Raw genomic sequence first — 25,370 nt, 5'->3', positions numbered from 1 at the left:
CGTCGTACGCGCCGCGGCTGGGCGGGCTGATCCCGGCGCTGGAGATCATCCTGGACGCGGTGGAGACGACGTCGCGGGAGACCGGGCTCGGGATGCGGGTGCTGGTCGCGGCGAACCGGATGAAGCACCCGCATCCCGAGCCCGGTCTCCCGCGACGTCGTCTCCACCGCGTCCAGGATGATCTCCAGCGCCGGGATCAGCCCGCCCAGCCGCGGCGCGTACGACGTCGGATCGACCTGGATCTCCAGCCACCCCGACCCGTCCCGCAGATCCTCCTCCGCGGCTTCCCGCACCAGCCGCTGGATGTCCTCCGGCTCCCGCAGACACGAGCGCGCCGCGTCGTACAGCCGCTGAAAGCGGAACCAGCCCCGCTCGTCCGTCGCCCGCAGTCTCGGCGGCTCCCCGCCGCTCAGCGCCTCGGTCAGCGCGTCGGGGAGACGCACCCCGTGCTTGTCGGCCAGTTCCAGCACGGTCGAGGGCCGCATCGACCCGGTGAAGTGCAGGTGCAGATGGGCTTTCGGCAGCTCAGAGACATCACGTACACGCTCCATCCCAGGATCCTGCCGTACGCCTCAGCCGTCCCGGTAGCGGTTTCCCCTTTAGTGGCCTTGCTCGCACAAACAAATGGGGCACATACCGAATTCGGTATGTGCCCCAGGCCGACGGAGCGGACGTCAGTCCTTGGCCTCCGCCAGCAGCTTCTGCATCCGGCTCACGCCCTCGACGAGGTCCTCGTCACCCAGCGCGTACGACATCCGCAGATACCCGGGCGTACCGAACGCCTCGCCCGGCACCACCGCAACCTCGGCCTCCTCCAGGATCAGTGCGGCCAGCTCGACCGTGTCCTTGGGCCGCCGGCCCCGGATCTCCTTGCCGACCAGCGCCTTCACCGACGGGTACGCGTAGAACGCGCCCTCCGGCTCCGGGCACACCACGCCGTCGATCTCGTTCAGCATCCGCACGATGGTCTTGCGGCGCCGGTCGAAGGCCTCCCGCATCTTCTCGACGGCGACCAGGTCACCGGAGACGGCGGCCAGTGCGGCGGCCTGGGCGACGTTGGACACGTTCGACGTGGCGTGCGACTGGAGGTTCGTCGCGGCCTTGATCACGTCCTTCGGGCCGATGATCCACCCGACCCGCCAGCCGGTCATCGCGTACGTCTTCGCGACACCGTTCACCACGACGCACTTGTCGCGCAGCTCGGGCAGCACCGCCGGCAGGGACACGGCGGAGGCGTCGCCGTAGACCAGGTGCTCGTAGATCTCGTCGGTCATCACCCACAGACCGTGCTCGACGGCCCAGCGGCCGATCGCCTCGGTCTCCTGCTCGGTGTAGACCGCGCCGGTCGGGTTCGACGGCGAGACGAACAGGACGACCTTCGTCTTCTCCGTACGGGCCGCCTCCAGCTGCTCGACGGTCACCCGGTAGCCGGTCGTCTCGTCGGCGACGACCTCCACCGGGACACCCCCGGCCAGCCGGATCGACTCCGGGTACGTCGTCCAATAGGGCGCGGGCACGATGACCTCGTCGCCCGGGTCGAGGATCGCGGCGAAGGCCTCGTAGATGGCCTGCTTGCCGCCGTTGGTGACGAGGATCTGCGACGCGTCGACCTCGAGGCCGGAGTCGCGCAGCGTCTTCGCGGCGATCGCGGCCTTCAGCTCGGGCAGGCCGCCGGCCGGCGTGTAGCGGTGGAACTTCGGGTTCTTGCAGGCCTCGATCGCGGCCTCGACGATGTAGTCCGGAGTCGGGAAGTCGGGTTCACCGGCGCCGAAGCCGATCACCGGCCGCCCGGCGGCCTTGAGGGCCTTGGCCTTGGCATCCACGGCGAGGGTGGCGGACTCGGAGATCGCGCCGACTCGGGCGGAGACCCGGCGCTCGGTGGGAGGGGTTGCAGGGCTCATGCGCCCCATCGTTTCAGACTGGAAACGCGCGCGGCACGGGGGTTTCACAGACTGAACAACGCCGGGCAAACCCTTGAACAACAGTCCGGACCGGCCGCACGGCCTGGGCGATCTTCACCCGGAGCCCGGCCCTCCGCCCCCCGCTCCGCAGGCGATCTTCCGCCAACGAGGCCTTGCCGGAGCCCTTTCTGTTCGACGACCGGCCGCAGACCACGTACACTCTCACCTCGTTGGCCTCTCGCAGGCCGCGCCCGTTCGGTGCACACCAAGCATCCGGACGGATGCGGTACGTTGGGGGACACACAAAGGGTCGTAGCTCAATTGGTAGAGCACTGGTCTCCAAAACCAGCGGTTGGGGGTTCAAGTCCCTCCGGCCCTGCTACACACACCTTCGCCAGGATGTGTGCGCATGTACGTACAGCAATGCACCGCCGTGCGGCTCAGACCGGGCGCGGCACGGCCACGACCCGGAATCAGGTGAGGACGAGTGACGGACGCCGTGGGCTCCATCGACATGCCTGATGCCCAGGATGAGGCGCCGGAGTCCAAGAAGACCCGCAAGGGCGGCAAGCGCGGAAAGAAGGGCCCGCTGAAGCGGCTCGCCCTCTTCTACCGCCAGATCGTCGCGGAGCTGCGCAAGGTCGTCTGGCCGACCCGCAACCAGCTGACGACCTACACGACCGTGGTGATCATCTTCGTGGTCATCATGATCGGCCTGGTCACCGTGATTGACTATGGACTCAGCCACGCCGCCAAGTACGTGTTCGGCTGAACCGCCCGCGAAGAGCGCCGAGGTACCCGGCGCTCCTTTCGCATGTTCCACCCCTATGTATCCAGGAAGAAGCAGCCACCGTGTCTGACCCGAACGTGAACGACGCCATCGAGCCTGTCGAGTCCGTCGAGGACGAGCTCGACACCGTCGAGGGCGCGGACAGCGAGGACACCGAGGCCTCCGCCGAGGTCGAGGCTGCCGACGCCGTCGCGGACGACGACGCCGCCGAGGCGGAGACCGGGACCGACGAAGAGGTCGCGGACGAGGCCGAGGAAGAGCCCGAGGACGACCGCGACCCGATCGAGAAGCTCCGTGAGGAACTGCGGGTCCTGCCCGGCGAGTGGTACGTCATCCACACCTACGCCGGCTACGAGAACCGCGTGAAGACCAACCTGGAGCAGCGCGCCGTCTCGCTGAACGTCGAGGACTACATCTTCCAGGCCGAGGTGCCGCAGGAAGAGGTCGTCCAGATCAAGAACGGCGACCGCAAGACGATCAAGCAGAACAAGCTCCCGGGCTACGTCCTCGTCCGCATGGACCTGACGAACGAGTCCTGGGGCGTCGTCCGCAACACCCCGGGTGTCACCGGCTTCGTGGGCAACGCCTACGACCCGTACCCGCTGACGCTGGACGAGATCGTCAAGATGCTCGCCCCGGAGGCCGAGGAGAAGGCCGCCCGCGAGGCCGCCGAGGCCGAGGGCAAGCCGGCTCCGCAGCGCAAGGTCGAGGTCCAGGTGCTGGACTTCGAGGTGGGCGACTCGGTCACCGTCACCGACGGTCCGTTCGCCACGCTGCAGGCGACCATCAACGAGATCAACCCGGACTCGAAGAAGGTCAAGGGCCTCGTGGAGATCTTCGGCCGCGAGACGCCGGTCGAGCTCTCCTTCGACCAGATCCAGAAGAACTAGCACCACCCCGGCTTCCGAGCAGGTCAGACGGGCTCCTGGAGTCTGCCTGACCTGCTCGGTTTTTGGCCGCGCATAGATACCCGTTATCGTTGTGCGGTATGCCTCCATCCGGCTGATCCGGTTCGGAGGCTGGAAAACTCTCACTAGGACCCGGAGAGAGCACATGCCTCCCAAGAAGAAGAAGGTCACGGGGCTCATCAAGCTCCAGATCCAGGCCGGTGCCGCCAACCCGGCCCCGCCGGTCGGCCCCGCGCTGGGCCAGCACGGCGTCAACATCATGGAGTTCTGCAAGGCCTACAACGCCGCGACCGAGTCGCAGCGTGGCTGGGTCGTGCCGGTGGAGATCACGGTCTACGAGGACCGTTCCTTCACCTTCATCACCAAGACCCCGCCGGCCGCGAAGATGATCCTCAAGGCCGCGGGCGTGGCGAAGGGCTCCAGCGAGCCGCACAAGACCAAGGTCGCGAAGATCACGCGTGACCAGGTCCGCGAGATCGCGACCACCAAGATGCCCGACCTCAACGTCAACGACCTGGACGCCGCCGAGAAGATCATCGCCGGCACCGCCCGTTCCATGGGCGTCACGGTCGAGGGCTGAGCCCCAACCCCATCAGCAGAAGTGGCGGGGCCTGCTCGGCCCGGACCACGACTCCTAAGAATCCACAGGAGCAGTAGTGAGCAAGCGCAGCAAGTCCCTTCGCGCTGCGGACGCCAAGGTCGACCGGGAGAAGCTCTACGCCCCGCTCGAGGCCGTCCGTCTCGCCAAGGAGACCTCCACGACCAAGTTCGACGGCACCGTCGAGGTCGCCTTCCGTCTGGGTGTCGACCCGCGCAAGGCCGACCAGATGGTCCGTGGCACCGTGAACCTCCCGCACGGCACCGGTAAGACCGCCCGGGTCCTGGTCTTCGCGACCGGTGACCGTGCCGAGGCCGCGACCGCCGCGGGCGCCGACATCGTCGGCTCCGACGAACTGATCGACGAGGTGTCGAAGGGCCGTCTGGACTTCGACGCCGTCGTCGCCACCCCGGACCTCATGGGCAAGGTCGGCCGCCTCGGCCGGGTGCTCGGTCCGCGTGGTCTGATGCCCAACCCGAAGACCGGCACCGTGACCCCGGACGTGGCCAAGGCCGTGACCGAGATCAAGGGCGGCAAGATCGAGTTCCGTGTGGACAAGCACGCGAACCTGCACTTCATCATCGGCAAGTCGTCCTTCGACGACACCAAGCTGGTGGAGAACTACGGCGCCGCGCTGGAGGAGATCCTCCGTCTGAAGCCGTCCGCCGCCAAGGGCCGGTACATCAAGAAGGCCGCCATCACCACCACGATGGGCCCCGGCATCCCGGTCGACCCGAACCGCACCCGCAACCTCCTCGTCGAGGAGGACCCGGCCGCGGTCTGAGTCTGACGGCTCACGCAACCGGTCACGGGCCCCGCACCTCTCACAGGTGCGGGGCCCGTTCCCTTTTCCGGTACGTACGCCGGTGGCCTGGGTTAACGTGCGGGAACCGGATGCGAACGGGGGGACGTATGCAGGGCACGACCGTGCGCGGCGCGGGCCTGGTGCTCGCCCTGGCGAGCGCGCTGACAGGGATGGCCGCCTGCACCTCCCCGGACTCCTCCGACGGCCCCGACAAGGACGACCGCGCCGCGCACGGCCGGACCGTCGCGGCCCTGCGCTCCGCCGAGCGCGCCACCCAGCGGGCCGGGTCCGCCCGGGTCGAGTCCACGACGACCATGGGCTCGCTGATGTCCATGACCGCCGATGGCACTCTCGGCTGGGGCGACGGCATCACCGGCACCCTGAGCATCACCTACACCGGCGGCACCGTGGCCGACACCATGCGCCGGCTCGGCAGCACCTCCATGGAGGCCCGCTACCTGCCCGACGCGTACTACGCGCGCATGGGCGAGAAGTTCTCCGAGCAGGCCGGCGGCAAGCACTGGATCCGGTACGCCTACGAGGACCTGGAAGCCCTCGCCGGAGGGTCCGGCGCCCATCTCGGCGACCAGATGCGCAGCACCACACCGAACCAGTCCGTGAAGCTCCTGCTGGCCTCCGGGGACGTCAGGAAGGCCGGCGAGGAGTCCGTGCGCGGCCGGCCCGCCACGCACTACACCGGCACGGTGGCCGCCGCGGACGTCACCGACGCCGCCCTGAGGAAACAGCTCACCGAGGCCGGTGTCACCACCGAGACCGTCGACATCTGGATCGACGAGCGGAACCTGCTGGTCAAGAAGGTGGAGAAGGCCCGGATGAGTACGGGCCTGATGACCCAGACCGCGCACTACGGCGACTACGGCGTGCCGGTCCGGGCCCGGCGGCCCCCGTTGTCCGACACCGGGGACTTCGAGGACCTGATGCGGAAGAAGGCCGGTACGCCCTGAGCTCCCCGTGAATCCGCATAGATCCCAAGCAGTTCCGGATGAAGGGCGACGCCGACAAGGGCCCGCTCGACATGACCATCACCTGGTCCGTCGTACGGGCGGATTTGCTTGACGGCGATCCGTTCCCGTACCCTCCTACAGAAGCCAAAGACCGCTGGTCGTTTACCGCGCGCTCGGACGAGAGCGCGGTGGCCGAAGGATCCGCTGAACGGCGGACGGCCCGCGCAGGTGACACTTGGAGAAGCTCCCGTAGTCCGCCGCCCCGTGCGTGCGTACAAACGGTCGAGCTGCGCCCCGTGCCCCTGCGCCGGGGCGTTTCGTTTTCCCCAGTCCTCCTTCGGGTCCGCGCGGTCCGAATCACCCGGAAGGAGGCCGAGGCTCATGGCGAGGCCTGACAAGGTCGATGCCGTCGAGGAGATGCGGGACAGGTTCCGCGACTCCAACGGCGCTGTCGTTACTGCGTACACCGGTCTCACCGTGGCGCAGCTGCAGCAGCTGCGTCGTTCACTCGGTGAGAACGCTCATTACCGTGTGGCGAAGAACACGCTGACCAAGATTGCGGCCAACGAGGCCGGGATCACCCAGATCGACGACCTCTTCTCGGGTTCGTCGGCCGTCGCCTTCGTGACCGGTGACCCGGTCGAGGCGGCGAAGGGTCTCCGTGACTTCGCCAAGGACAACCCCAACCTGGTCATCAAGGGCGGCGTCCTTGACGGCAAGGCGTTGTCCGCCGATGAGATCAAGAAGCTTGCGGACCTCGAGTCCCGCGAGGTTCTGCTCTCCAAGCTGGCCGGTGCCATGAAGGGCAAGCAGTCGCAGGCTGCCTCTGTCTTCCAGGCGCTGCCGTCGAAGCTCGTCCGCACCGTGGACGCGCTCCGTGCCAAGCAGGACGAGCAGGGCGGTGCCGAGTAACTCGGCTCGCATCCCGGCCGCCGCTGCCTGAACGCGGCGACCGTAGCGGGCCAGTAGTACGCCCGCCTCACATGTACATCCGGCACCTGCCGATTTAGTGGAAGGACCGCCAATCATGGCGAAGCTCAGCCAGGAAGACCTGCTCGCGCAGTTCGAGGAGATGACCCTCATCGAGCTCTCCGAGTTCGTGAAGGCGTTCGAGGAGAAGTTCGACGTCACCGCCGCCGCGGCCGCCCCGGTCGTCATGGCCGGTGGTGCCGGTGCCGGTGCCGCCGCCGAGGCCCCGGAGGAGAAGGACGAGTTCGACGTCATCCTCACCGGTGCCGGCGACAAGAAGATCCAGGTCATCAAGGTCGTGCGTGAGCTGACCTCCCTGGGCCTGAAGGAGGCCAAGGACCTGGTCGACGGTGCGCCGAAGCCGGTTCTGGAGAAGGTCAACAAGGAGGCCGCCGACAAGGCGAAGGAGTCCCTCGAGGGCGCCGGTGCCTCCGTCGAGGTCAAGTAAGACCTCCCGGATCCGCCAGGATCCACGACACGTCCCGCTGGGCGTGTAACGCGTAAGCGCGGAAGAGCGATCATCCATCCGGGTGGTCGCTCTTCGGCGTTTCAGAGGTCCGGCCACGGTTGCCTTGCACCCTCTGTGGCGGGAGGTATGGTGATCTTCGTCGTGTCTCTGGGCCGGCCCCGGTTCGGGCAGGGGGGCCTTGACGAACCGCACGCAGCGCGCAATTCTCAGGACGCGTCGTCACAAGGATCCGAATCCGAGGTATGGATCGACGACGAAGAGGGCAGTATCAACGTGCGTTGAGGGCAGCGCCTTGTCGCAGGAGTGGAACAACGAGGGTCAACACGGGTTTCACAACCCGGACTGGACATCAGTGTGCCAAGTGGCTACACTGACCCTTTGCGCTGCCTGTTAGCTGTCCCCTGCCCGTCACCAGGGGTCTGCCCTCGCCCGAGCATCGACGACAAGAGCTGTCTGACCTGGCCGTTAGGCCGGACCGACGCGGCTTGTCTCCGTGTACGGGAGAGGGGCCGGTACGCGCGTAGTGAGTCCGAGCCCTCGGAAGGACCCCCTCTTGGCCGCCTCGCGCAACGCCTCGACCGCGAATACGAACAACGCCGCCAGCACTGCCCCGCTGCGCATCTCTTTTGCAAAGATCAAGGAGCCTCTCGAGGTTCCGAACCTGCTCGCGCTGCAGACCGAGAGCTTCGACTGGCTGCTCGGCAACACCGCCTGGCAGAGTCGGGTCGAGGAGGCTCTCGAGAACGGTCAGGACGTCCCCACCAAGTCCGGGCTCGAGGAGATCTTCGAGGAGATCTCCCCGATCGAGGACTTCAGCGGGTCGATGTCGCTGACCTTCCGCGACCACCGCTTCGAGCCGCCGAAGAACTCGATCGACGAGTGCAAGGAGCGCGACTTCACGTACGCGGCCCCGCTCTTCGTCACCGCCGAGTTCACCAACAACGAGACCGGTGAGATCAAGTCCCAGACGGTCTTCATGGGCGACTTCCCGCTCATGACGAACAAGGGCACCTTCGTCATCAACGGCACCGAGCGTGTCGTGGTGTCGCAGCTCGTCCGTTCCCCCGGTGTCTACTTCGACTCCTCCATCGACAAGACGTCCGACAAGGACATCTTCTCCGCCAAGATCATCCCTTCCCGGGGTGCCTGGCTGGAGATGGAGATCGACAAGCGCGACATGGTCGGTGTCCGCATCGACCGCAAGCGCAAGCAGTCCGTCACCGTCCTGCTCAAGGCGCTCGGCTGGACCACCGAGCAGATCCTCGAGGAGTTCGGCGAGTACGAGTCCATGCGCGCCACCCTGGAGAAGGACCACACCCAGGGCCAGGACGACGCGCTGCTCGACATCTACCGCAAGCTGCGCCCGGGCGAGCCCCCCACGCGTGAGGCCGCGCAGACGCTGCTGGAGAACCTCTACTTCAACCCCAAGCGCTACGACCTGGCCAAGGTCGGCCGCTACAAGGTCAACAAGAAGCTGGGCACGGACACCCCGCTGGACGCCGGGATCCTGACCGTCGAGGACATCATCGCGACGATCAAGTACCTGGTGAAGCTGCACGCCGGCGAGACCGAGACGGTCGGTGACAACGGCACGTCCGTGGTCGTCGAGACCGACGACATCGACCACTTCGGCAACCGTCGTCTGCGCAGCGTCGGCGAGCTCATCCAGAACCAGGTCCGTACGGGTCTGGCGCGTATGGAGCGTGTCGTCCGCGAGCGGATGACGACCCAGGACGTCGAGGCGATCACGCCGCAGACCCTGATCAACATCCGGCCGGTCGTCGCCTCCATCAAGGAGTTCTTCGGCACCAGCCAGCTGTCCCAGTTCATGGACCAGAACAACCCGCTGTCGGGTCTGACGCACAAGCGGCGTCTGTCCGCGCTCGGCCCGGGTGGTCTGTCCCGTGAGCGGGCCGGCTTCGAGGTCCGTGACGTGCACCCCTCGCACTACGGCCGCATGTGCCCGATCGAGACCCCTGAAGGCCCGAACATCGGTCTGATCGGCTCGCTCGCCACCTACGGCCGGGTGAACGCGTTCGGTTTCGTCGAGACCCCGTACCGCAAGGTGTTCGAGGGCCAGGTCACCGACCAGGTCGACTACCTCACGGCCGACGAGGAGGACCGCTTCGTCATCGCGCAGGCCAACGCGCCGCTGACGGACGACCTCCGCTTCGCCGAGGCCCGCGTGCTGGTCCGCCGTAAGGGCGGCGAGGTCGACTACGTCGGCGGCGAGGACGTGGACTACATGGACGTCTCGCCGCGCCAGATGGTGTCGGTCGCGACCGCCATGATCCCCTTCCTGGAGCACGACGACGCCAACCGTGCCCTCATGGGCGCGAACATGATGCGTCAGGCCGTGCCCCTGATTAAGTCCGAGTCCCCGCTCGTCGGCACCGGCATGGAGTACCGCTCCGCGGTCGACGCCGGCGACGTGGTCAAGGCCGAGAAGGCCGGTGTGGTCCAGGAGGTCTCCGCGGACTACATCACCACCGCCAACGACGACGGCACGTACATCACGTACCGCCTGGCCAAGTTCGCCCGGTCCAACCAGGGCACCTCGGTCAACCAGAAGGTCATCGTGGCCGAGGGCGACCGGATCATCGAGGGCCAGGTCCTGGCCGACGGTCCGGCCACGCAGCAGGGCGAGATGGCGCTGGGCAAGAACCTGCTCGTGGCGTTCATGCCGTGGGAGGGTCACAACTACGAGGACGCGATCATCCTGTCGCAGCGCCTCGTGCAGGACGACGTCCTCTCCTCGATCCACATCGAGGAGCACGAGGTCGACGCCCGTGACACCAAGCTCGGCCCCGAGGAGATCACCCGGGACATCCCGAACGTCTCCGAGGAGGTCCTCGCCGACCTCGACGAGCGCGGCATCATCCGCATCGGTGCCGAGGTCATCGCCGGTGACATCCTCGTCGGCAAGGTCACGCCCAAGGGTGAGACCGAGCTGACGCCCGAGGAGCGCCTGCTGCGCGCGATCTTCGGCGAGAAGGCCCGTGAGGTCCGTGACACCTCGCTGAAGGTGCCGCACGGCGAGACCGGCAAGGTCATCGGTGTGCGCGTCTTCGACCGCGAGGAGGGCGACGAGCTTCCCCCCGGTGTGAACCAGCTGGTGCGCGTCTACGTCGCGCAGAAGCGCAAGATCACCGACGGTGACAAGCTCGCCGGCCGCCACGGCAACAAGGGCGTCATCTCGAAGATCCTGCCGATCGAGGACATGCCGTTCCTGGAGGACGGCACCCCGGTCGACATCATCCTCAACCCGCTGGGTGTGCCGTCCCGAATGAACCCGGGACAGGTCCTGGAGATCCACCTCGGCTGGCTCGCCAGCCAGGGCTGGGACGTCTCCGGTCTCGCCGACGAGTGGGCGCAGCGCCTGCAGGCCATCGACGCCGACCAGGTCCCGCCGCGGACCAACGTCGCGACGCCGGTCTTCGACGGTGCCCGCGAGGACGAGCTGGCCGGTCTGCTGAACCACACCATCCCGAACCGCGACGGCGAGCGCATGGTGCTCCCGTCCGGCAAGGCGCGGCTGTTCGACGGCCGTTCCGGTGAGCCGTTCCCGGAGCCGATCTCGGTCGGCTACATGTACATCCTCAAGCTGCACCACCTGGTCGACGACAAGCTGCACGCCCGTTCGACCGGTCCGTACTCGATGATCACCCAGCAGCCGCTGGGTGGTAAGGCCCAGTTCGGTGGCCAGCGGTTCGGCGAGATGGAGGTGTGGGCACTCGAGGCGTACGGCGCCGCCTACGCGCTCCAGGAGCTGCTGACCATCAAGTCCGACGACGTGACCGGCCGCGTGAAGGTCTACGAGGCCATCGTCAAGGGCGAGAACATCCCCGAGCCCGGCATCCCCGAGTCCTTCAAGGTGCTCATCAAGGAGATGCAGTCCCTGTGCCTCAACGTGGAGGTGCTGTCCTCGGACGGCATGTCCATCGAGATGCGCGACACCGACGAGGACGTCTTCCGCGCTGCGGAGGAGCTTGGCATCGACCTGTCCCGGCGCGAGCCGAGCAGCGTCGAAGAGGTCTGACGGGAGTTCGGCGGCCTTCGTCATGAAGGCCGCCGGCCCCAGGACCCCCGTATCAGACCCCATGACTTACAACCCTGAGAGGGATTGACGCATAGTGCTCGACGTCAACTTCTTCGACGAGCTCCGGATCGGTCTGGCTACCGCTGACGACATCCGTCAGTGGAGCCACGGCGAGGTCAAGAAGCCCGAGACCATCAACTACCGCACGCTCAAGCCCGAAAAGGACGGACTCTTCTGCGAGAAGATCTTCGGTCCGACCCGGGACTGGGAGTGCTACTGCGGCAAGTACAAGCGTGTCCGCTTCAAGGGCATCATCTGTGAGCGCTGCGGCGTCGAGGTGACGCGCGCCAAGGTGCGCCGTGAGCGGATGGGCCACATCGAGCTCGCCGCGCCCGTCACGCACATCTGGTACTTCAAGGGCGTTCCGTCGCGGCTGGGTTACCTGCTCGACCTCGCCCCGAAGGACCTGGAGAAGGTCATCTACTTCGCGGCGTACATGATCACGTACGTCGACGAGGAGCGCCGTACGCGCGACCTGCCCTCGCTGGAGGCCCACGTCTCCGTCGAGCGTCAGCAGATCGAGCAGCGCCGCGACGCCGACCTGGAGGCCCGCGCCAAGAAGCTCGAGACCGACCTGGCCGAGCTGGAGGCCGAGGGCGCCAAGGCCGACGTGCGCCGCAAGGTGCGCGAGGGTGCCGAGCGCGAGATGAAGCAGCTGCGCGACCGTGCGCAGCGCGAGATCGACCGGCTCGACGAGGTGTGGAACCGCTTCAAGAACCTCAAGGTCCAGGACCTGGAGGGCGACGAGCTGCTCTACCGCGAGCTGCGCGACCGCTTCGGCACCTACTTCGACGGCTCGATGGGTGCCGCGGCGCTGCAGAAGCGCCTGGAGTCCTTCGACCTCGACGAGGAGGCCGAGCGCCTCCGCGAGATCATCCGTACCGGCAAGGGCCAGAAGAAGACCCGTGCGCTGAAGCGGCTGAAGGTCGTGTCTGCCTTCCTGCAGACCTCCAACAGCCCCAAGGGCATGGTCCTCGACTGCGTGCCGGTCATCCCGCCGGACCTGCGTCCGATGGTGCAGCTGGACGGTGGCCGCTTCGCGACCTCCGACCTGAACGACCTGTACCGCCGTGTGATCAACCGGAACAACCGCCTGAAGCGCCTTCTCGACCTCGGTGCGCCCGAGATCATCGTGAACAACGAGAAGCGCATGCTCCAGGAGGCCGTCGACGCGCTGTTCGACAACGGTCGTCGTGGTCGCCCGGTCACCGGTCCCGGTAACCGCCCGCTGAAGTCCCTCAGCGACATGCTGAAGGGCAAGCAGGGCCGCTTCCGTCAGAACCTGCTCGGTAAGCGTGTGGACTACTCCGCGCGTTCCGTGATCGTCGTCGGTCCGCAGCTGAAGCTGCACCAGTGCGGTCTGCCGAAGGCGATGGCGCTGGAGCTCTTCAAGCCGTTCGTGATGAAGCGCCTGGTCGACCTGAACCACGCGCAGAACATCAAGAGCGCCAAGCGCATGGTCGAGCGCGGCCGCACGGTCGTGTACGACGTGCTGGAAGAGGTCATCGCGGAGCACCCGGTTCTGCTGAACCGTGCGCCCACGCTGCACCGCCTCGGCATCCAGGCCTTCGAGCCGCAGCTGGTCGAGGGCAAGGCCATTCAGATCCACCCGCTCGTCTGCACCGCGTTCAACGCGGACTTCGACGGTGACCAGATGGCCGTGCACCTGCCGCTGTCCGCGGAGGCGCAGGCCGAGGCCCGCATCCTGATGCTGTCCTCGAACAACATCCTCAAGCCGGCCGACGGCCGTCCGGTGACCATGCCGACCCAGGACATGGTCCTCGGTCTGTTCTTCCTCACCACCGACGGCGAGATGCGCGACCTCAAGGGCGAGGGCCGTTCCTTCGCCTCGGTCGCCGAGGCGATCATGGCCTTCGACGCGGGCGAGCTGTCGCTCCAGTCGAGGATCGACGTCCGCTTCCCGGTCGGCACCATCCCGCCGCGTGGCTGGATGCCGCCGGCGCGTGAGGAGGGCGAGCCCGAGTGGCAGCAGGGTGACAGCTTCCGGCTGAACACCACCCTGGGCCGTGCGCTCTTCAACGAGCTGCTGCCCGAGGACTACCCGTTCGTCGACTACGAGGTCGGCAAGAAGCAGCTCTCCGAGATCGTCAACGACCTCGCCGAGCGCTACCCGAAGGTCATCGTGGCGGCGACGCTCGACAACCTGAAGGCGTCCGGCTTCTTCTGGGCGACCCGTTCCGGTGTCACCGTGGCCATCTCCGACGTCGTCGTTCCCGAGGCGAAGAAGGAGATCGTCAAGGGCTACGAGGCGCAGGACGAGAAGGTCCAGAAGCAGTACGAGCGCGGTCTGATCACCAAGGACGAGCGCACGCAGGAGCTCATCGCGATCTGGACCAAGGCGACCAACGAGGTCGCCGAGGCGATGAACGACAACTTCCCGAAGACCAACCCGATCTTCATGATGGTGAACTCGGGTGCACGAGGCAACATGATGCAGATGCGTCAGATCGCCGGTATGCGTGGTCTGGTGTCGAACGCGAAGAACGAGACGATTCCGCGTCCGATCAAGGCGTCGTTCCGTGAGGGCCTGTCCGTGCTGGAGTACTTCATCTCCACGCACGGTGCCCGTAAGGGTCTGGCGGACACCGCTCTGCGTACCGCCGACTCGGGTTACCTCACCCGTCGTCTGGTCGACGTCTCCCAGGACGTCATCATTCGCGAGGAGGACTGCGGCACCGAGCGCGGTCTGCGTCTGCAGATCGCGAGCCGGAACGCCGAGGGCACGCTTCTCAAGGCGGAGGACGTCGAGACGTCCGTGTACGCGCGCTGCCTCGCCGAGGACATCGTGGTCGACGGCAAGGTGCTGGCCCCGGCCGGTACCGACCTCGGCGACGTGCTCATCGACGAGCTGGTCAAGCACGGCGTGGAGGAGGTCAAGACCCGCTCGGTCCTGACCTGCGAGTCCGCCGTCGGCACCTGCGCGATGTGCTACGGCCGTTCGCTGGCCACCGGCAAGCTGGTCGACATCGGTGAGGCGGTCGGCATCATCGCCGCCCAGTCCATCGGTGAGCCCGGTACCCAGCTGACGATGCGTACCTTCCACACCGGTGGTGTGGCCGGTGACGACATCACCCAGGGTCTGCCGCGTGTCGTCGAGCTCTTCGAGGCCCGTACCCCGAAGGGTGTCGCCCCGATCTCCGAGGCCTCCGGCCGCATCCGGATCGAGGAGACCGAGAAGACCAAGAAGATCGTCGTCACCCCGGACGACGGCAGCGACGAGACGGCGTACCCGATCTCGAAGCGCGCCCGGCTCCTGGTCAGCGAGGGCGAGCACGTCGAGGTGGGCCAGAAGCTCACCGTGGGTGCCACCAACCCGCACGACGTGCTGCGCATCCTGGGCCAGCGTGCCGTCCAGGTCCACCTGGTCGGCGAGGTCCAGAAGGTCTACAACTCGCAGGGTGTGTCGATCCACGACAAGCACATCGAGATCATCATCCGGCAGATGCTCCGCCGTGTGACGATCATCGAGTCCGGCGACGCCGAGCTGCTGCCCGGCGAGCTGGTCGAGCGCTCGAAGTTCGAGCACGAGAACCGTCGTGTGGTCCAGGAGGGCGGTCACCCGGCCTCCGGTCGTCCGCAGCTCATGGGTATCACCAAGGCCTCGCTGGCCACGGAGTCCTGGCTGTCGGCGGCGTCCTTCCAGGAGACGACGCGAGTCCTCACGGACGCGGCGATCAACGCCAAGTCCGACTCGCTCATCGGCCTCAAGGAGAACGTCATCATCGGTAAGCTCATCCCGGCCGGTACGGGTCTGTCCCGCTACCGCAACATCCGGGTGGAGCCGACCGAGGAGGCCAAGGCCGCGATGTACTCGGCCGTCGGCTACGACGACATCGACTACTCGCCGTTCGGCACGGGCTCCGGCCAGGCCGTGCCGCTGGAGGACTACGACTACGGTCCGTACAACCAGTAAGCGAGTCGCTTGAGCCGAGGGCGGTCATCCTTTGGGGTGACCGCCCTTTGGCGTGTCGGCGCCGCCCGGCCGCGGACGCACCGGTGCCGGATGCCGCTCTTCGGCGCATCATGGAAGGACTCCGGCTCCCGGGGAGGTTCTTCGTGTCGCAGCCGCCCTATCCGTCCTGGCAACCCTGGCAGGGTCCCGGTGCCCCGTCGATGCTCGCCTCGCATGCCGATCGGGAGCGGGCCGTGGACGTGCTCAGAGCCGGGTACGCGGAGGGGCGGATGGAGCACGACGAGTTCGAGAAGCGGGTGGCGCGGGCGTACGCGGCGCGGACCGTGGGGGAGCTGGCGGTGCTCGTCGCGGATCTGCCGCAGGGGCCCCTGCCGCAGCCCGCCGGCGTCCTGCCGGTGCCCCGGACGTTCCTGCCCGTGCCGCGGCCGCAGACGAACGGGAAGGCGGTGGCGGCCGGCGTGTGCGGGCTGCTGTGCGTGCCGACCATGGGGCTGACCGGGATTCCGGCCGTGGTGCTGGGGCATGTGGCGCGGGCCGAGATCCGCAGCCGGGGGGAGCTGGGGGACGGCCTCGCCCTGACCGGTCTCGTGCTCGGATGGTTGTCCACGGCAGGCTGGGCACTCGTCCTGGTGTTGCTGACGGTGGTGTCCATCGCGGCCGGGTGACGCACAAAGAAACATGGGTAAATCGGACAGGCCGGCATCGAAATGAAGATCGTCAACGGCCGGGGGGCTTGACATGTCCCGCGTGGTGATGCGGTCGGCACCCATTTGTTTTGACCGCAGCGAATGCGGTAGGTACGCTCAGACCTTGTGCCTGGGGTGTGCCCTGGCTCTCGTGCGTGCCATCACCCGCACTGCGAGCTGACACCGGCCACCGCAATCTGCGCTTAATTCTGCCTGGCGGCGGGAGTCCGCGGGATTCGACACACCCGACCGCGTGGGTCGGCGACGTTCCAGGTTAGCTTCACCATTCGGCACACAGAAACCGGAGAAGTAGTGCCTACGATCCAGCAGCTGGTCCGCAAGGGCCGGCAGGACAAGGTCGAGAAGAACAAGACGCCCGCACTCGAGGGTTCGCCCCAGCGTCGCGGCGTCTGCACGCGTGTGTTCACGACCACCCCGAAGAAGCCGAACTCGGCCCTGCGTAAGGTCGCGCGTGTGCGTCTGACCAGCGGGATCGAGGTCACCGCTTACATTCCGGGTGAGGGACACAACCTGCAGGAGCACTCCATCGTGCTCGTGCGCGGCGGCCGTGTGAAGGACCTGCCGGGTGTTCGCTACAAGATCATCCGCGGTTCGCTCGACACCCAGGGTGTCAAGAACCGCAAGCAGGCCCGCAGCCGCTACGGCGCCAAGAAGGAGAAGTAAGAATGCCTCGTAAGGGCCCCGCCCCGAAGCGCCCGGTCATCATCGACCCGGTCTACGGTTCTCCTCTTGTCACCTCCCTGATCAACAAGGTGCTGCTGAACGGCAAGCGCTCCACCGCCGAGCGCATCGTCTACGGCGCCATGGAGGGCCTGCGCGAGAAGACCGGCAACGACCCGGTCATCACGCTGAAGCGCGCTCTCGAGAACATCAAGCCGACCCTCGAGGTCAAGTCCCGCCGTGTCGGTGGTGCCACCTACCAGGTCCCGGTCGAGGTCAAGCCCGGCCGTGCCAACACCCTGGCGCTGCGCTGGCTCGTCGGTTACTCCCGCGCCCGTCGCGAGAAGACCATGACCGAGCGTCTGCTCAACGAGCTCCTCGATGCCAGCAACGGCCTGGGTGCCGCTGTGAAGAAGCGCGAGGACACGCACAAGATGGCCGAGTCCAACAAGGCCTTCGCGCACTACCGCTGGTAGTCGCAGACCCCATCGAGACCGAGAGAAGACTGAAGCCTTATGGCTACCACTTCGCTTGACCTGGCCAGGGTCCGCAACATCGGGATCATGGCCCACATCGACGCGGGCAAGACGACCACCACCGAGCGGATCCTGTTCTACACCGGCGTTTCGTACAAGATCGGTGAGGTCCACGACGGCGCCGCCACCATGGACTGGATGGAGCAGGAGCAGGAGCGTGGCATCACGATCACCTCTGCTGCCACCACCTGTCACTGGCCGCTCGAGGGCAACGACTACACCATCAACATCATCGACACCCCGGGTCACGTCGACTTCACCGTCGAGGTGGAGCGCTCCCTGCGCGTGCTCGACGGTGCCGTGACGGTGTTCGACGGTGTCGCCGGCGTTGAGCCCCAGTCCGAGACCGTGTGGCGTCAGGCGGACCGCTACGGCGTTCCGCGTATCTGCTTCGTCAACAAGCTCGACCGCACCGGCGCGGAGTTCCACCGCTGCGTCGACATGATCAGCGACCGCCTGGGCGCGCAGCCGCTCGTCATGCAGCTGCCGATCGGTGCCGAGGCGGACTTCAAGGGCGTCATCGACCTCGTGACGATGAAGGCCCTGGTCTGGTCGGCCGAGGCGACCAAGGGCGAGATGTACGACACCGTCGACATCCCGGACACCCACGTCGAGGCTGCCGAGGAGTACCGCGGCAAGCTGCTCGAGGCCGTCGCCGAGAACGACGACGAGCTGATGGAGCTGTACCTGGAGGGCACCGAGCCCACCGTGGAGCAGCTCTACGCCGCGATCCGTCGCATCACCATCGCGTCCGGCAAGGGCGGCGGCACCACCGTCACCCCCGTGTTCTGCGGTACCGCGTTCAAGAACAAGGGCGTTCAGCCTCTGCTCGACGCGGTCGTGCGCTACCTGCCCACCCCGCTCGACGTCGAGGCCATCGAGGGTCACGACGTCAAGGACCCGGAGCAGGTCATCGCGCGCAAGCCGTCGGACGAGGAGCCCCTCGCCGCGCTGGCGTTCAAGATCATGAGCGACCCGCACCTCGGCAAGCTCACCTTCGTCCGCGTGTACTCCGGCCGTCTGCACTCCGGCACCGCCGTGCTCAACTCGGTGAAGGGCCGCAAGGAGCGCATCGGCAAGATCTACCGCATGCACGCCAACAAGCGTGAGGAGATCGAGTCGGTGGGCGCCGGCGACATCGTCGCCGTCATGGGCCTGAAGCAGACCACCACCGGTGAGACGCTGGCGGACGAGAAGAACCCGGTGATCCTGGAGTCCATGGACTTCCCGGCGCCGGTCATCGAGGTCGCCATCGAGCCCAAGTCGAAGGGCGACCAGGAGAAGCTCGGCGTCGCGATCCAGCGCCTGGCCGAGGAGGACCCCTCCTTCCAGGTGCACACCAACGAGGAGACCGGCCAGACCGTCATCGGCGGTATGGGCGAGCTTCACCTCGAGGTGCTCGTCGACCGCATGAAGCGCGAGTTCAAGGTCGAGGCCAACGTCGGCAAGCCGCAGGTCGCGTACCGCGAGACGATCCGCAAGGCCGTCGAGAAGGTCGAGTTCACCCACAAGAAGCAGACGGGTGGTACCGGCCAGTTCGCTCGCGTGATCATCGCGATCGAGCCGATCGAGGGCGGCGACGCCTCGTACGAGTTCATCAACAAGGTGACCGGTGGCCGTGTGCCGAAGGAGTACATCCCTTCGGTGGACGCCGGTGCGCAGGAGGCCATGCAGTTCGGCATCCTCGCCGGTTACGAGATGACCGGTGTGCGCGTGACGCTGCTCGACGGTGCCTACCACGAGGTCGACTCCTCCGAGCTCGCGTTCAAGATCGCCGGTTCGCAGGCCTTCAAGGAGGCCGCGCGCAAGGCCAGCCCCGTACTGCTCGAGCCGATGATGGCCGTCGAGGTCACCACGCCCGAGGACTACATGGGTGAGGTCGTCGGTGACATCAACTCCCGCCGTGGCCAGATCCAGGCCATGGAGGAGCGGGCCGGTGCCCGCGTCGTGAAGGGCCTCGTGCCCCTTTCGGAGATGTTCGGCTACGTCGGCGACCTGCGCAGCAAGACGTCCGGCCGTGCCAGCTACTCCATGCAGTTCGACTCCTACGCCGAGGTTCCCCGGAACGTCGCCGAGGAGATCATCGCGAAGGCCAAGGGCGAGTAACGCACAGCGTCTGCACGCCGTAGGCTTGACTCCGGAGCCTTGAGGGGCATTCCGCCGCAATCATGGTGAGAGTGCCCCGGGGCCCGGGCTTTCCAGCAAAGATCACCTGGCGCCGATGAGTAAGGCGTACCAGAACCACTCCACAGGAGGACCCCAGTGGCGAAGGCGAAGTTCGAGCGGACTAAGCCGCACGTCAACATCGGCACCATCGGTCACATCGACCACGGTAAGACGACCCTCACGGCCGCCATTACCAAGGTGCTGCACGACGCGTACCCGGACCTGAACGAGGCCTCGGCCTTCGACCAGATCGACAAGGCTCCTGAGGAGCGCCAGCGCGGTATCACCATCTCCATCGCGCACGTCGAGTACCAGACCGAGACGCGTCACTACGCCCACGTCGACTGCCCCGGTCACGCGGACTACATCAAGAACATGATCACGGGTGCGGCGCAGATGGACGGCGCCATCCTCGTGGTCGCCGCCACCGACGGCCCGATGCCGCAGACCAAGGAGCACGTGCTCCTGGCCCGCCAGGTCGGCGTTCCGTACATCGTCGTCGCCCTGAACAAGGCCGACATGGTGGACGACGAGGAGATCCTGGAGCTCGTCGAGCTCGAGGTCCGTGAGCTCCTCACCGAGTACGAGTTCCCGGGCGACGACGTTCCCGTCGTCAAGGTCTCCGCTCTGAAGGCCCTTGAGGGCGACAAGGAGTGGGGCAACTCGGTTCTCGAGCTCATGAACGCCGTCGACACGGCGATCCCGGAGCCCGAGCGTGACGTCGACAAGCCGTTCCTCATGCCGATCGAGGACGTCTTCACGATCACCGGTCGCGGTACGGTCGTCACCGGCCGTATCGAGCGTGGTGTCCTGAAGGTCAACGAGACCGTGGACATCATCGGCATCAAGCAGGAGAAGACCACCACCACGGTCACCGGCATCGAGATGTTCCGGAAGCTCCTCGACGAGGGCCAGGCCGGTGAGAACGTCGGTCTGCTCCTCCGTGGCATCAAGCGCGAGGACGTCGAGCGCGGCCAGGTCATCATCAAGCCGGGCTCGGTCACCCCGCACACCGAGTTCGAGGCGCAGGCCTACATCCTGTCCAAGGACGAGGGTGGCCGCCACACGCCGTTCTTCAACAACTACCGCCCGCAGTTCTACTTCCGTACGACGGACGTGACCGGCGTGGTGACCCTCCCCGAGGGCACCGAGATGGTCATGCCGGGTGACAACACCGAGATGAAGGTGGAGCTCATCCAGCCCGTCGCCATGGAGGAGGGCCTGAAGTTCGCCATCCGTGAGGGTGGCCGGACCGTGGGCGCCGGCCAGGTCACCAAGATCAACAAGTGAGTCTTCGGACTGGCTTGAGGGTCTGCTGACCTGAGTGGCTCGGAGGGGCCCGTACGACTTCGGTCGTGCGGGCCCCTTTGCTGTGCCCCGGGGGTGCCGGCCGGGGGTGCCGGCTCACTCCTGTGGGGCGTCGTCGCTCCGGTACAGGGGCAGGCCGTCGGTCGCGATCGTCCAGTCGGCGATGGTCACGTCCTCGCCGTAGACGAAGTCCTTGCGGGTCGCGTAGCGCGGGCCGTCCGGTGTGGGGTGGATGTCGGTGAGGACGGTGCCGGTGCCGGTACGGGGGTCGAAGACGGCGTAGACGGGGATGCCGATGAGGGGGTAGTCGCGCATCTTGGCCACCCAGTCGTTGTCCGGGTTGGAGCGGGAGACGACCTCGATGGCGGCGACCAGTGTGCGGGGGTCGAAGGAGCCAGGGACGTCCATGTCTTCCAGGGCGATCACCATCACGTCGGGGCGACGCATGATGCCCTCGGACTCGTCCTCCACATCGGGTTCGCCCGTGTGGGCCACGATCTCCTCCGGCATCACCTTCTCCAGGCGTCTCCGCAGGTGCAGGGTGGTCAGCTCGTGCGGACCCACGGGCGCCATCATGTCGTGGACGATTCCTTCCTTGCTGACCTCGAACTTGCCGGGCAGGGAGTCGTCCATGGACTGAACGAAGTCCCGCATGGCCCGATACCGGTGGGAGGCGCCCTGCTGCTCGTTCTCCGAGGCGGTGGTCATGGCGCTCGCTCCTCGTCTGTGCCCAGGGGCAAGGATCGTCGCTCTCATGCTAAGCGGCCTCCAGGAGACTTGATCGGCAATCGCGGCAGTGGCCGGGGGCCGGTGCGCGGAAGGCGCGGTCGCAGCCGTCGCAGGTCTGGAGCGGGTGACGGACGGCCGGCGGTGGTGTGGGCGCCCGGAACGGAGGCGGTGGCGGCAGCTGTGCCGTGAGGCGGTGGGCCAGGAGGGCGGCTGGGCGGTGGAGGGCCTCGGGTGGGAGGTCGGTCGTCAGGGCGTGGCGTACGGAGGTGGGGGAGACGTCGCGTTCCAACCAGGCGGCGACACCAGGGGCGAGGTGGGCGACGTCGAGGGTGGAGAGGAGGAGGCGGGTGTCCTCGCGGCGGAGGGCTGTGAGGAGGTCCGTGGCCTGTTGGAGGAGGGCGGGTGCGGGGTAGGCCGGGCGCGGTACGGCCGGGAGGAGCTTGCTGCCGGGCGGCCTCGTCCGCTTCCTCGGGGCTGGGGGAGGGGCGTCCGTACCGCTGTGACCTGGCTGGTTGCAGGAGATCGTGCGGGTGATGATCCGGCCGCCGGGGATACGTTCGCGCACGCGTCGCAGGTAGCCGTGGGTCTCCAGCTCGCGCAGGGCGGCGGCGATCCGGGTCGTGCCCTCCGGGAAGCGGGCGGCGAGGGTCTTGATGTCGACTCGGGTGCCCGCTGGGAGCGACTGGATGTGCGTGCCGAGCCCGATCGCGAGCAGTGACAGCTCCGGGTGCTGGGCGAGGTGGTTGCCGATCACCGTGAAGCGGGTGGTGTGACGGGTGTTGTCGTGAATCAGGCCGGCGTGGGGGTGCCGCCGGTTCGGGTGCTTCTTCCCCGTTTCGGGGGTGTGGGCGTGCGAGGGCACGTTAGGGTTCTGCGTATCCATCAGGAAGTTGGAGCCTTCCTCGGTGGTCAGGCCCTCGCACTGGGATGCCAGTCCCGGCGAGGGCCGTCGCATGTCTGCGGTCTGTTGCGCTGAGCGTAGGGCAGGCAATGGCTCCCGGATCCAGCTGAGTTGGCGATGTTCACTCGCGTGAGTGAGCGAGCGAGTGAACATCGCCAACTCGGCGGGAGGGGTGGGGCTTGGTCGGGTTCTTTCCTCCTCGTGGTCCTTGAGGGAGACCGCCTGCGGCACCGGAGCGCGAGATGTTGGGGCCCGGTGCTTCAGGTCAGAGGGTGAGTTCCGCCCAGACGGTCTTGCGGGGCGGCAGACCCGGGGTGACACCCCAGCGGTCGGCGAGTGCGTCGACGAGGAGCAGGCCGCGGCCGGACTCGGACTCCGGAGTGGGGAGTTGGGGTGTCGGCAGCCGGTCGCCGCGGGTGTCCGTGACCTCGATGCGGAGGGTGTCGGCCACGACGTAGAGGAGCAGGCGGAAGTCGCGGCCGGGGATGCGGCCGTGTTCCGCCGCATTGGCCGACAGCTCTGCGATGACCTGCCTCGCCGGGTCCAGCGGCAGTCCCCAGGAGCGCAGTTGTTCGGTGGCCAGGAGGCGGGCCAGGCGGGCGCCGCGTGGGGTGGGGGACAGCTGGAGGCTGAAGTTGCGGACCGGGGTGGTGAGTTCAGGGGGTTGCTGCTTCACGTCACTCAGAGTGGCCGTCCGTGCTTACAGTGAACAGTGACTCAGCGGGTGCGTACGGTGACTGTCCGGAGCTTGTCCGGTCGTGTCCGGGCTGTCGGGGCCGTGCGTACGGGTAGGGCGCTGGGCACGGTCGTACGACGGAAGGGTGCGGGATGACGGCGGTCGAGGCGGACGCGGGACGGCTCAACGGCGAGGCGGACGAGCCGGGTTGGGAGGTGGACCCGGACGACGAGTGGGGCGTCGCCGTCATCGCGACCGTCGGGCGGCAGCTGAAGCTGCGGCGGGAGGCGGTGGGGATGCGGGCCGCCGCGTTCGGGACGGCGGTCGGGTACGGCGAGGACATGGTCTACAAGATCGAGGGCGGGAAGCGGATTCCCCGGCAGGACTATCTCGTCAGGGCGGATGAGGTGTTGGGGGCGGGTGGGCTGATTGCGGCGACGTGGGAGGACGTGAAGAGGGTTCGGTATCCCAAGAGGGTGCGGGAGCTGGCCAAGTTGGAGGGGCAGGCGGTTGAGATCGGGGTGTACGAAAGCATCAGCATCAACGGCCTGTTGCAGACCCCGGATCACGCGCGAGCCCTGTTCGAGTCCGGGCAGCCCGCGTACTCGCCGGACGAGGTGGAGCGGCTGGTGGCTGCGCGCACGGCCCGGCAGTCCGTGTTCGAGCGGTCGCCGGCGCCGTCGCTCAGCTTCGTCCAGGAGGAGGCGACGCTGCGGCGCCCGGTTGGGGGCACAATGGTCTGGCGTCAGCAGCTTGAGCACCTGCTGGAGGTGGGGCGGTTGCGAAACGTCAGGCTTCAGGTGATGCCGACGAGCAGCGAGGCCCATCCCGGTCTGAACGGGAGGATCGAGGTGCTGAAGTTCGGGGATGGTACTGCGGTGGGCCGGTCCGACGGCGCCTTCAACGGGCGACCGACCACTGATCCGAAGCAGATCCGGGTCCTCGAACTGCGGTATGGCACCATCCGAGCTCAGGCCCTTCCGCCACGGGAGTCGCTGGCCTTCATTGAGCAACTGCTGGGAGAGACATGATCCGCAAGTCCTCGATCGGGGCCGCCTCCGAACTGGCGTGGTTCAAGAGCAGTTACAGCAGTGGCCCTGACGGCGACTCCTGCGTCGAGATCGCGACCACTCCGGAGGTGATCCACGTCCGGGACTCAAAGCAGGCCGCAGGCCCCCGGCTCGCCCTCGCGCCGGAGGCCTGGTCGGACTTCGTGGCGTCCGTCTAGCCGTCGTTCCGCAGGACGCTCACCGCGCGGTCGAACGCCGAGTCCCGCTTCTTGGCGAACTCCTCCTTCGTGAAGACCGGTTCGGTGAGGTGGGGCGGGATGCCCGTGCCGTCGTACGTGTGGCCGGAGCGGTTGAGGAACTCCTCGTTCGGGAGGATGGCGGTCATGCCGCCCGGCAGGTGGCGCTCCATGACGTCGGAGAAGACGCCCTGCGTGGGCTGACCGATGCGGATCGTGCCGCCGGGGCGGTTGATGAGGGCCTGGGTGAAGGTCTCGCCCGCGCTGACGGTGGAGCCGCCGGTCAGTACGGCGATGGGGCCGGTGTAGCGGGGCCCGTCGGCCGGGACGACCCGGATGGGCTCGGGGCGGGTGTGTCGGCCCGGGTCGGTGGGGTGGTTGCGGGCGCGTTTGGCGTAGGCGACGTACGGCTTGTCGGTGAGGCGCTCGGCGATGTGGATGCCGAGGGCGTCGGAGCCGCCGCCGTTGACGCGCAGGTCGATGATCAGGCCCTTGAGGCGCCGGGTTCGGTCCCTGGTGAGGATCGTGTCGAGGGCCTTGTCGAGTTCGGCGAGGTGGGTGGCGTACGGGGCGTCCTCCGGGGTGTAGCCGCCGAAGCCGGAGATGCGGAGGTAGCCCTGGTCGGCGCCGCCGGGCAGGTCGGCGTAGGTGATCCGGCCGTTGGCGAAGTCCTGGCGGTACGGGGCGCCCTTGAGGTCGCGTTCGCCGATGAACTTCTTGACCTTGGTGTCCAGCTCCTGCGTGGGCATGTCGGTGCCGGGGCGGCCCTGAGCGAAGACCCGGTCTCCGTCCCGGACGGCGACGTGGGCGTCGTAGAGGGGGCGGACCATGTCGCTGAAGAGGGCGAAGAGTTCCTTGCGGGTGGTGTCGTCGTCGACTTTCGGGCGGTAGCGGTCCCCTACGGCCTGCCAGTCGATGCCCTTCGCGGCGAAGAAGGGGTAGTTCTCGGCGAAGGAGTGCCAGAAGACGTCGAAGGCGGTGCGGGGGTCCTTGGGGGTGGGGC

22 protein-coding genes and 1 tRNA gene are annotated in these 25,370 nt (G+C 67.3%); 17 read left to right on the top strand and 6 right to left on the bottom strand.

What is annotated here, in order from left to right; genetic code table 11:
* Together CCL05_RS05500 and CCL05_RS05495 are read right to left on the bottom strand one after the other, a co-directional pair.
* Positions 1 to 551: amidohydrolase family protein (locus CCL05_RS05500; RefSeq protein WP_483025069.1), on the bottom strand; the 551-nt coding region annotated here is incomplete at its 3' end.
* 123 nt (positions 552 to 674) lie between these two features.
* Positions 675 to 1,901 (bottom strand): pyridoxal phosphate-dependent aminotransferase, encoded by a 1,227-nt coding sequence (locus CCL05_RS05495; protein WP_086559335.1) that lies wholly within the window; start codon positions 1,899 to 1,901, stop codon positions 675 to 677.
* Between the two features lie 306 nt (positions 1,902 to 2,207).
* Between CCL05_RS05495 and CCL05_RS05490 the strand changes: the two genes are divergently transcribed.
* From CCL05_RS05490 to tuf, 15 genes are all read left to right on the top strand, one after another.
* Positions 2,208 to 2,280: transfer RNA gene (locus CCL05_RS05490), tRNA-Trp, on the top strand.
* Positions 2,281 to 2,388: 108 nt separating this feature from the next.
* On the top strand, positions 2,389 to 2,673 hold the full coding sequence (secE, locus tag CCL05_RS05485) for a preprotein translocase subunit SecE (RefSeq protein ID WP_010036800.1): 285 nt from the start codon (positions 2,389 to 2,391) through the stop codon (positions 2,671 to 2,673).
* 80 nt (positions 2,674 to 2,753) lie between these two features.
* Entirely contained in the window at positions 2,754 to 3,581 is an 828-nt protein-coding gene (nusG, locus tag CCL05_RS05480; RefSeq protein ID WP_086559334.1) for a transcription termination/antitermination protein NusG, read from the top strand.
* Between the two features lie 163 nt (positions 3,582 to 3,744).
* Complete coding sequence (rplK, locus tag CCL05_RS05475; protein WP_010036796.1) at positions 3,745 to 4,179, top strand: 50S ribosomal protein L11; 435 nt, start codon at positions 3,745 to 3,747, stop codon at positions 4,177 to 4,179.
* Between the two features lie 76 nt (positions 4,180 to 4,255).
* Positions 4,256 to 4,981: a 50S ribosomal protein L1 gene (gene rplA, locus CCL05_RS05470; RefSeq protein ID WP_086559333.1), complete on the top strand. Its 726-nt coding sequence runs from the start codon at positions 4,256 to 4,258 to the stop codon at positions 4,979 to 4,981.
* Between the two features lie 128 nt (positions 4,982 to 5,109).
* Positions 5,110 to 5,967 carry an SCO4651 family lipoprotein gene (locus CCL05_RS05465; protein WP_086559332.1) on the top strand — a complete coding sequence of 286 codons (858 nt, stop codon included), beginning with the start codon at positions 5,110 to 5,112 and terminating at the stop codon, positions 5,965 to 5,967.
* Positions 5,968 to 6,348: 381 nt separating this feature from the next.
* Entirely contained in the window at positions 6,349 to 6,879 is a 531-nt protein-coding gene (rplJ, locus tag CCL05_RS05460; protein ID WP_086559331.1) for a 50S ribosomal protein L10, read from the top strand.
* 115 nt (positions 6,880 to 6,994) lie between these two features.
* Entirely contained in the window at positions 6,995 to 7,384 is a 390-nt protein-coding gene (gene rplL, locus CCL05_RS05455) for a 50S ribosomal protein L7/L12 (RefSeq protein ID WP_086559330.1), read from the top strand.
* A 574-nt stretch (positions 7,385 to 7,958) separates the two neighbouring features.
* Entirely contained in the window at positions 7,959 to 11,444 is a 3,486-nt protein-coding gene (rpoB, locus tag CCL05_RS05445) for a DNA-directed RNA polymerase subunit beta (RefSeq protein WP_086559329.1), read from the top strand.
* Positions 11,445 to 11,538: 94 nt separating this feature from the next.
* Positions 11,539 to 15,438, top strand: a complete 3,900-nt coding sequence (locus CCL05_RS05440; RefSeq protein WP_086559328.1) for a DNA-directed RNA polymerase subunit beta' — start codon at positions 11,539 to 11,541, stop codon at positions 15,436 to 15,438.
* Positions 15,439 to 15,581: 143 nt separating this feature from the next.
* A complete protein-coding gene (locus tag CCL05_RS05435) occupies positions 15,582 to 16,103 on the top strand; it encodes a DUF1707 and DUF4190 domain-containing protein (RefSeq protein ID WP_086559337.1) in 522 nt (173 codons plus the stop codon).
* 333 nt (positions 16,104 to 16,436) lie between these two features.
* Positions 16,437 to 16,808, top strand: coding sequence for a 30S ribosomal protein S12 (gene rpsL / locus CCL05_RS05430; RefSeq protein ID WP_003948652.1), 372 nt, complete (start codon positions 16,437 to 16,439; stop codon positions 16,806 to 16,808).
* A gap of 2 nt (positions 16,809 to 16,810) precedes the next feature.
* On the top strand, positions 16,811 to 17,281 hold the full coding sequence (rpsG, locus tag CCL05_RS05425; RefSeq protein ID WP_003998848.1) for a 30S ribosomal protein S7: 471 nt from the start codon (positions 16,811 to 16,813) through the stop codon (positions 17,279 to 17,281).
* 39 nt (positions 17,282 to 17,320) lie between these two features.
* Entirely contained in the window at positions 17,321 to 19,447 is a 2,127-nt protein-coding gene (gene fusA / locus CCL05_RS05420) for an elongation factor G (RefSeq protein ID WP_086559327.1), read from the top strand.
* A gap of 156 nt (positions 19,448 to 19,603) precedes the next feature.
* Positions 19,604 to 20,797 carry an elongation factor Tu gene (gene tuf, locus CCL05_RS05415; protein WP_020274921.1) on the top strand — a complete coding sequence of 398 codons (1,194 nt, stop codon included), beginning with the start codon at positions 19,604 to 19,606 and terminating at the stop codon, positions 20,795 to 20,797.
* A 114-nt stretch (positions 20,798 to 20,911) separates the two neighbouring features.
* On the opposite strand, the gene CCL05_RS05410 is transcribed toward tuf, so the two are convergent.
* The 3 genes from CCL05_RS05410 to CCL05_RS05400 all read right to left on the bottom strand — a co-directional run bounded on the left by CCL05_RS05410 (position 20,912) and on the right by CCL05_RS05400 (position 23,121).
* Positions 20,912 to 21,523, bottom strand: a complete 612-nt coding sequence (locus CCL05_RS05410; protein ID WP_086559326.1) for a Uma2 family endonuclease — start codon at positions 21,521 to 21,523, stop codon at positions 20,912 to 20,914.
* Between the two features lie 49 nt (positions 21,524 to 21,572).
* Positions 21,573 to 22,427 carry a helix-turn-helix domain-containing protein gene (locus CCL05_RS05405; protein WP_086559336.1) on the bottom strand — a complete coding sequence of 285 codons (855 nt, stop codon included), beginning with the start codon at positions 22,425 to 22,427 and terminating at the stop codon, positions 21,573 to 21,575.
* A 283-nt stretch (positions 22,428 to 22,710) separates the two neighbouring features.
* Positions 22,711 to 23,121: an ATP-binding protein gene (locus CCL05_RS05400; RefSeq protein WP_086559325.1), complete on the bottom strand. Its 411-nt coding sequence runs from the start codon at positions 23,119 to 23,121 to the stop codon at positions 22,711 to 22,713.
* 152 nt (positions 23,122 to 23,273) lie between these two features.
* On the opposite strand from CCL05_RS05400, the gene CCL05_RS05395 reads away from it, so the two are divergent.
* Entirely contained in the window at positions 23,274 to 24,152 is an 879-nt protein-coding gene (locus CCL05_RS05395) for a helix-turn-helix domain-containing protein (protein ID WP_086559324.1), read from the top strand.
* Positions 24,149 to 24,349 carry a DUF397 domain-containing protein gene (locus CCL05_RS05390; RefSeq protein WP_086559323.1) on the top strand — a complete coding sequence of 67 codons (201 nt, stop codon included), beginning with the start codon at positions 24,149 to 24,151 and terminating at the stop codon, positions 24,347 to 24,349. Before CCL05_RS05395 ends, CCL05_RS05390 begins: the two co-directional genes overlap by 4 nt.
* Here CCL05_RS05390 and CCL05_RS05385 read toward each other — a convergent pair.
* On the bottom strand, positions 24,346 to 25,370 hold a 1,025-nt coding region (locus CCL05_RS05385), incomplete at its 5' end, for a S41 family peptidase (protein ID WP_086559322.1). The genes CCL05_RS05390 and CCL05_RS05385 overlap by 4 nt on opposite strands.

Source organism: Streptomyces africanus, from assembly GCF_002150735.1.
GTDB classification, from domain to species: domain Bacteria; phylum Actinomycetota; class Actinomycetes; order Streptomycetales; family Streptomycetaceae; genus Streptomyces; species Streptomyces africanus.
This window is presented reverse-complemented; position numbering and strand designations above follow the sequence as displayed.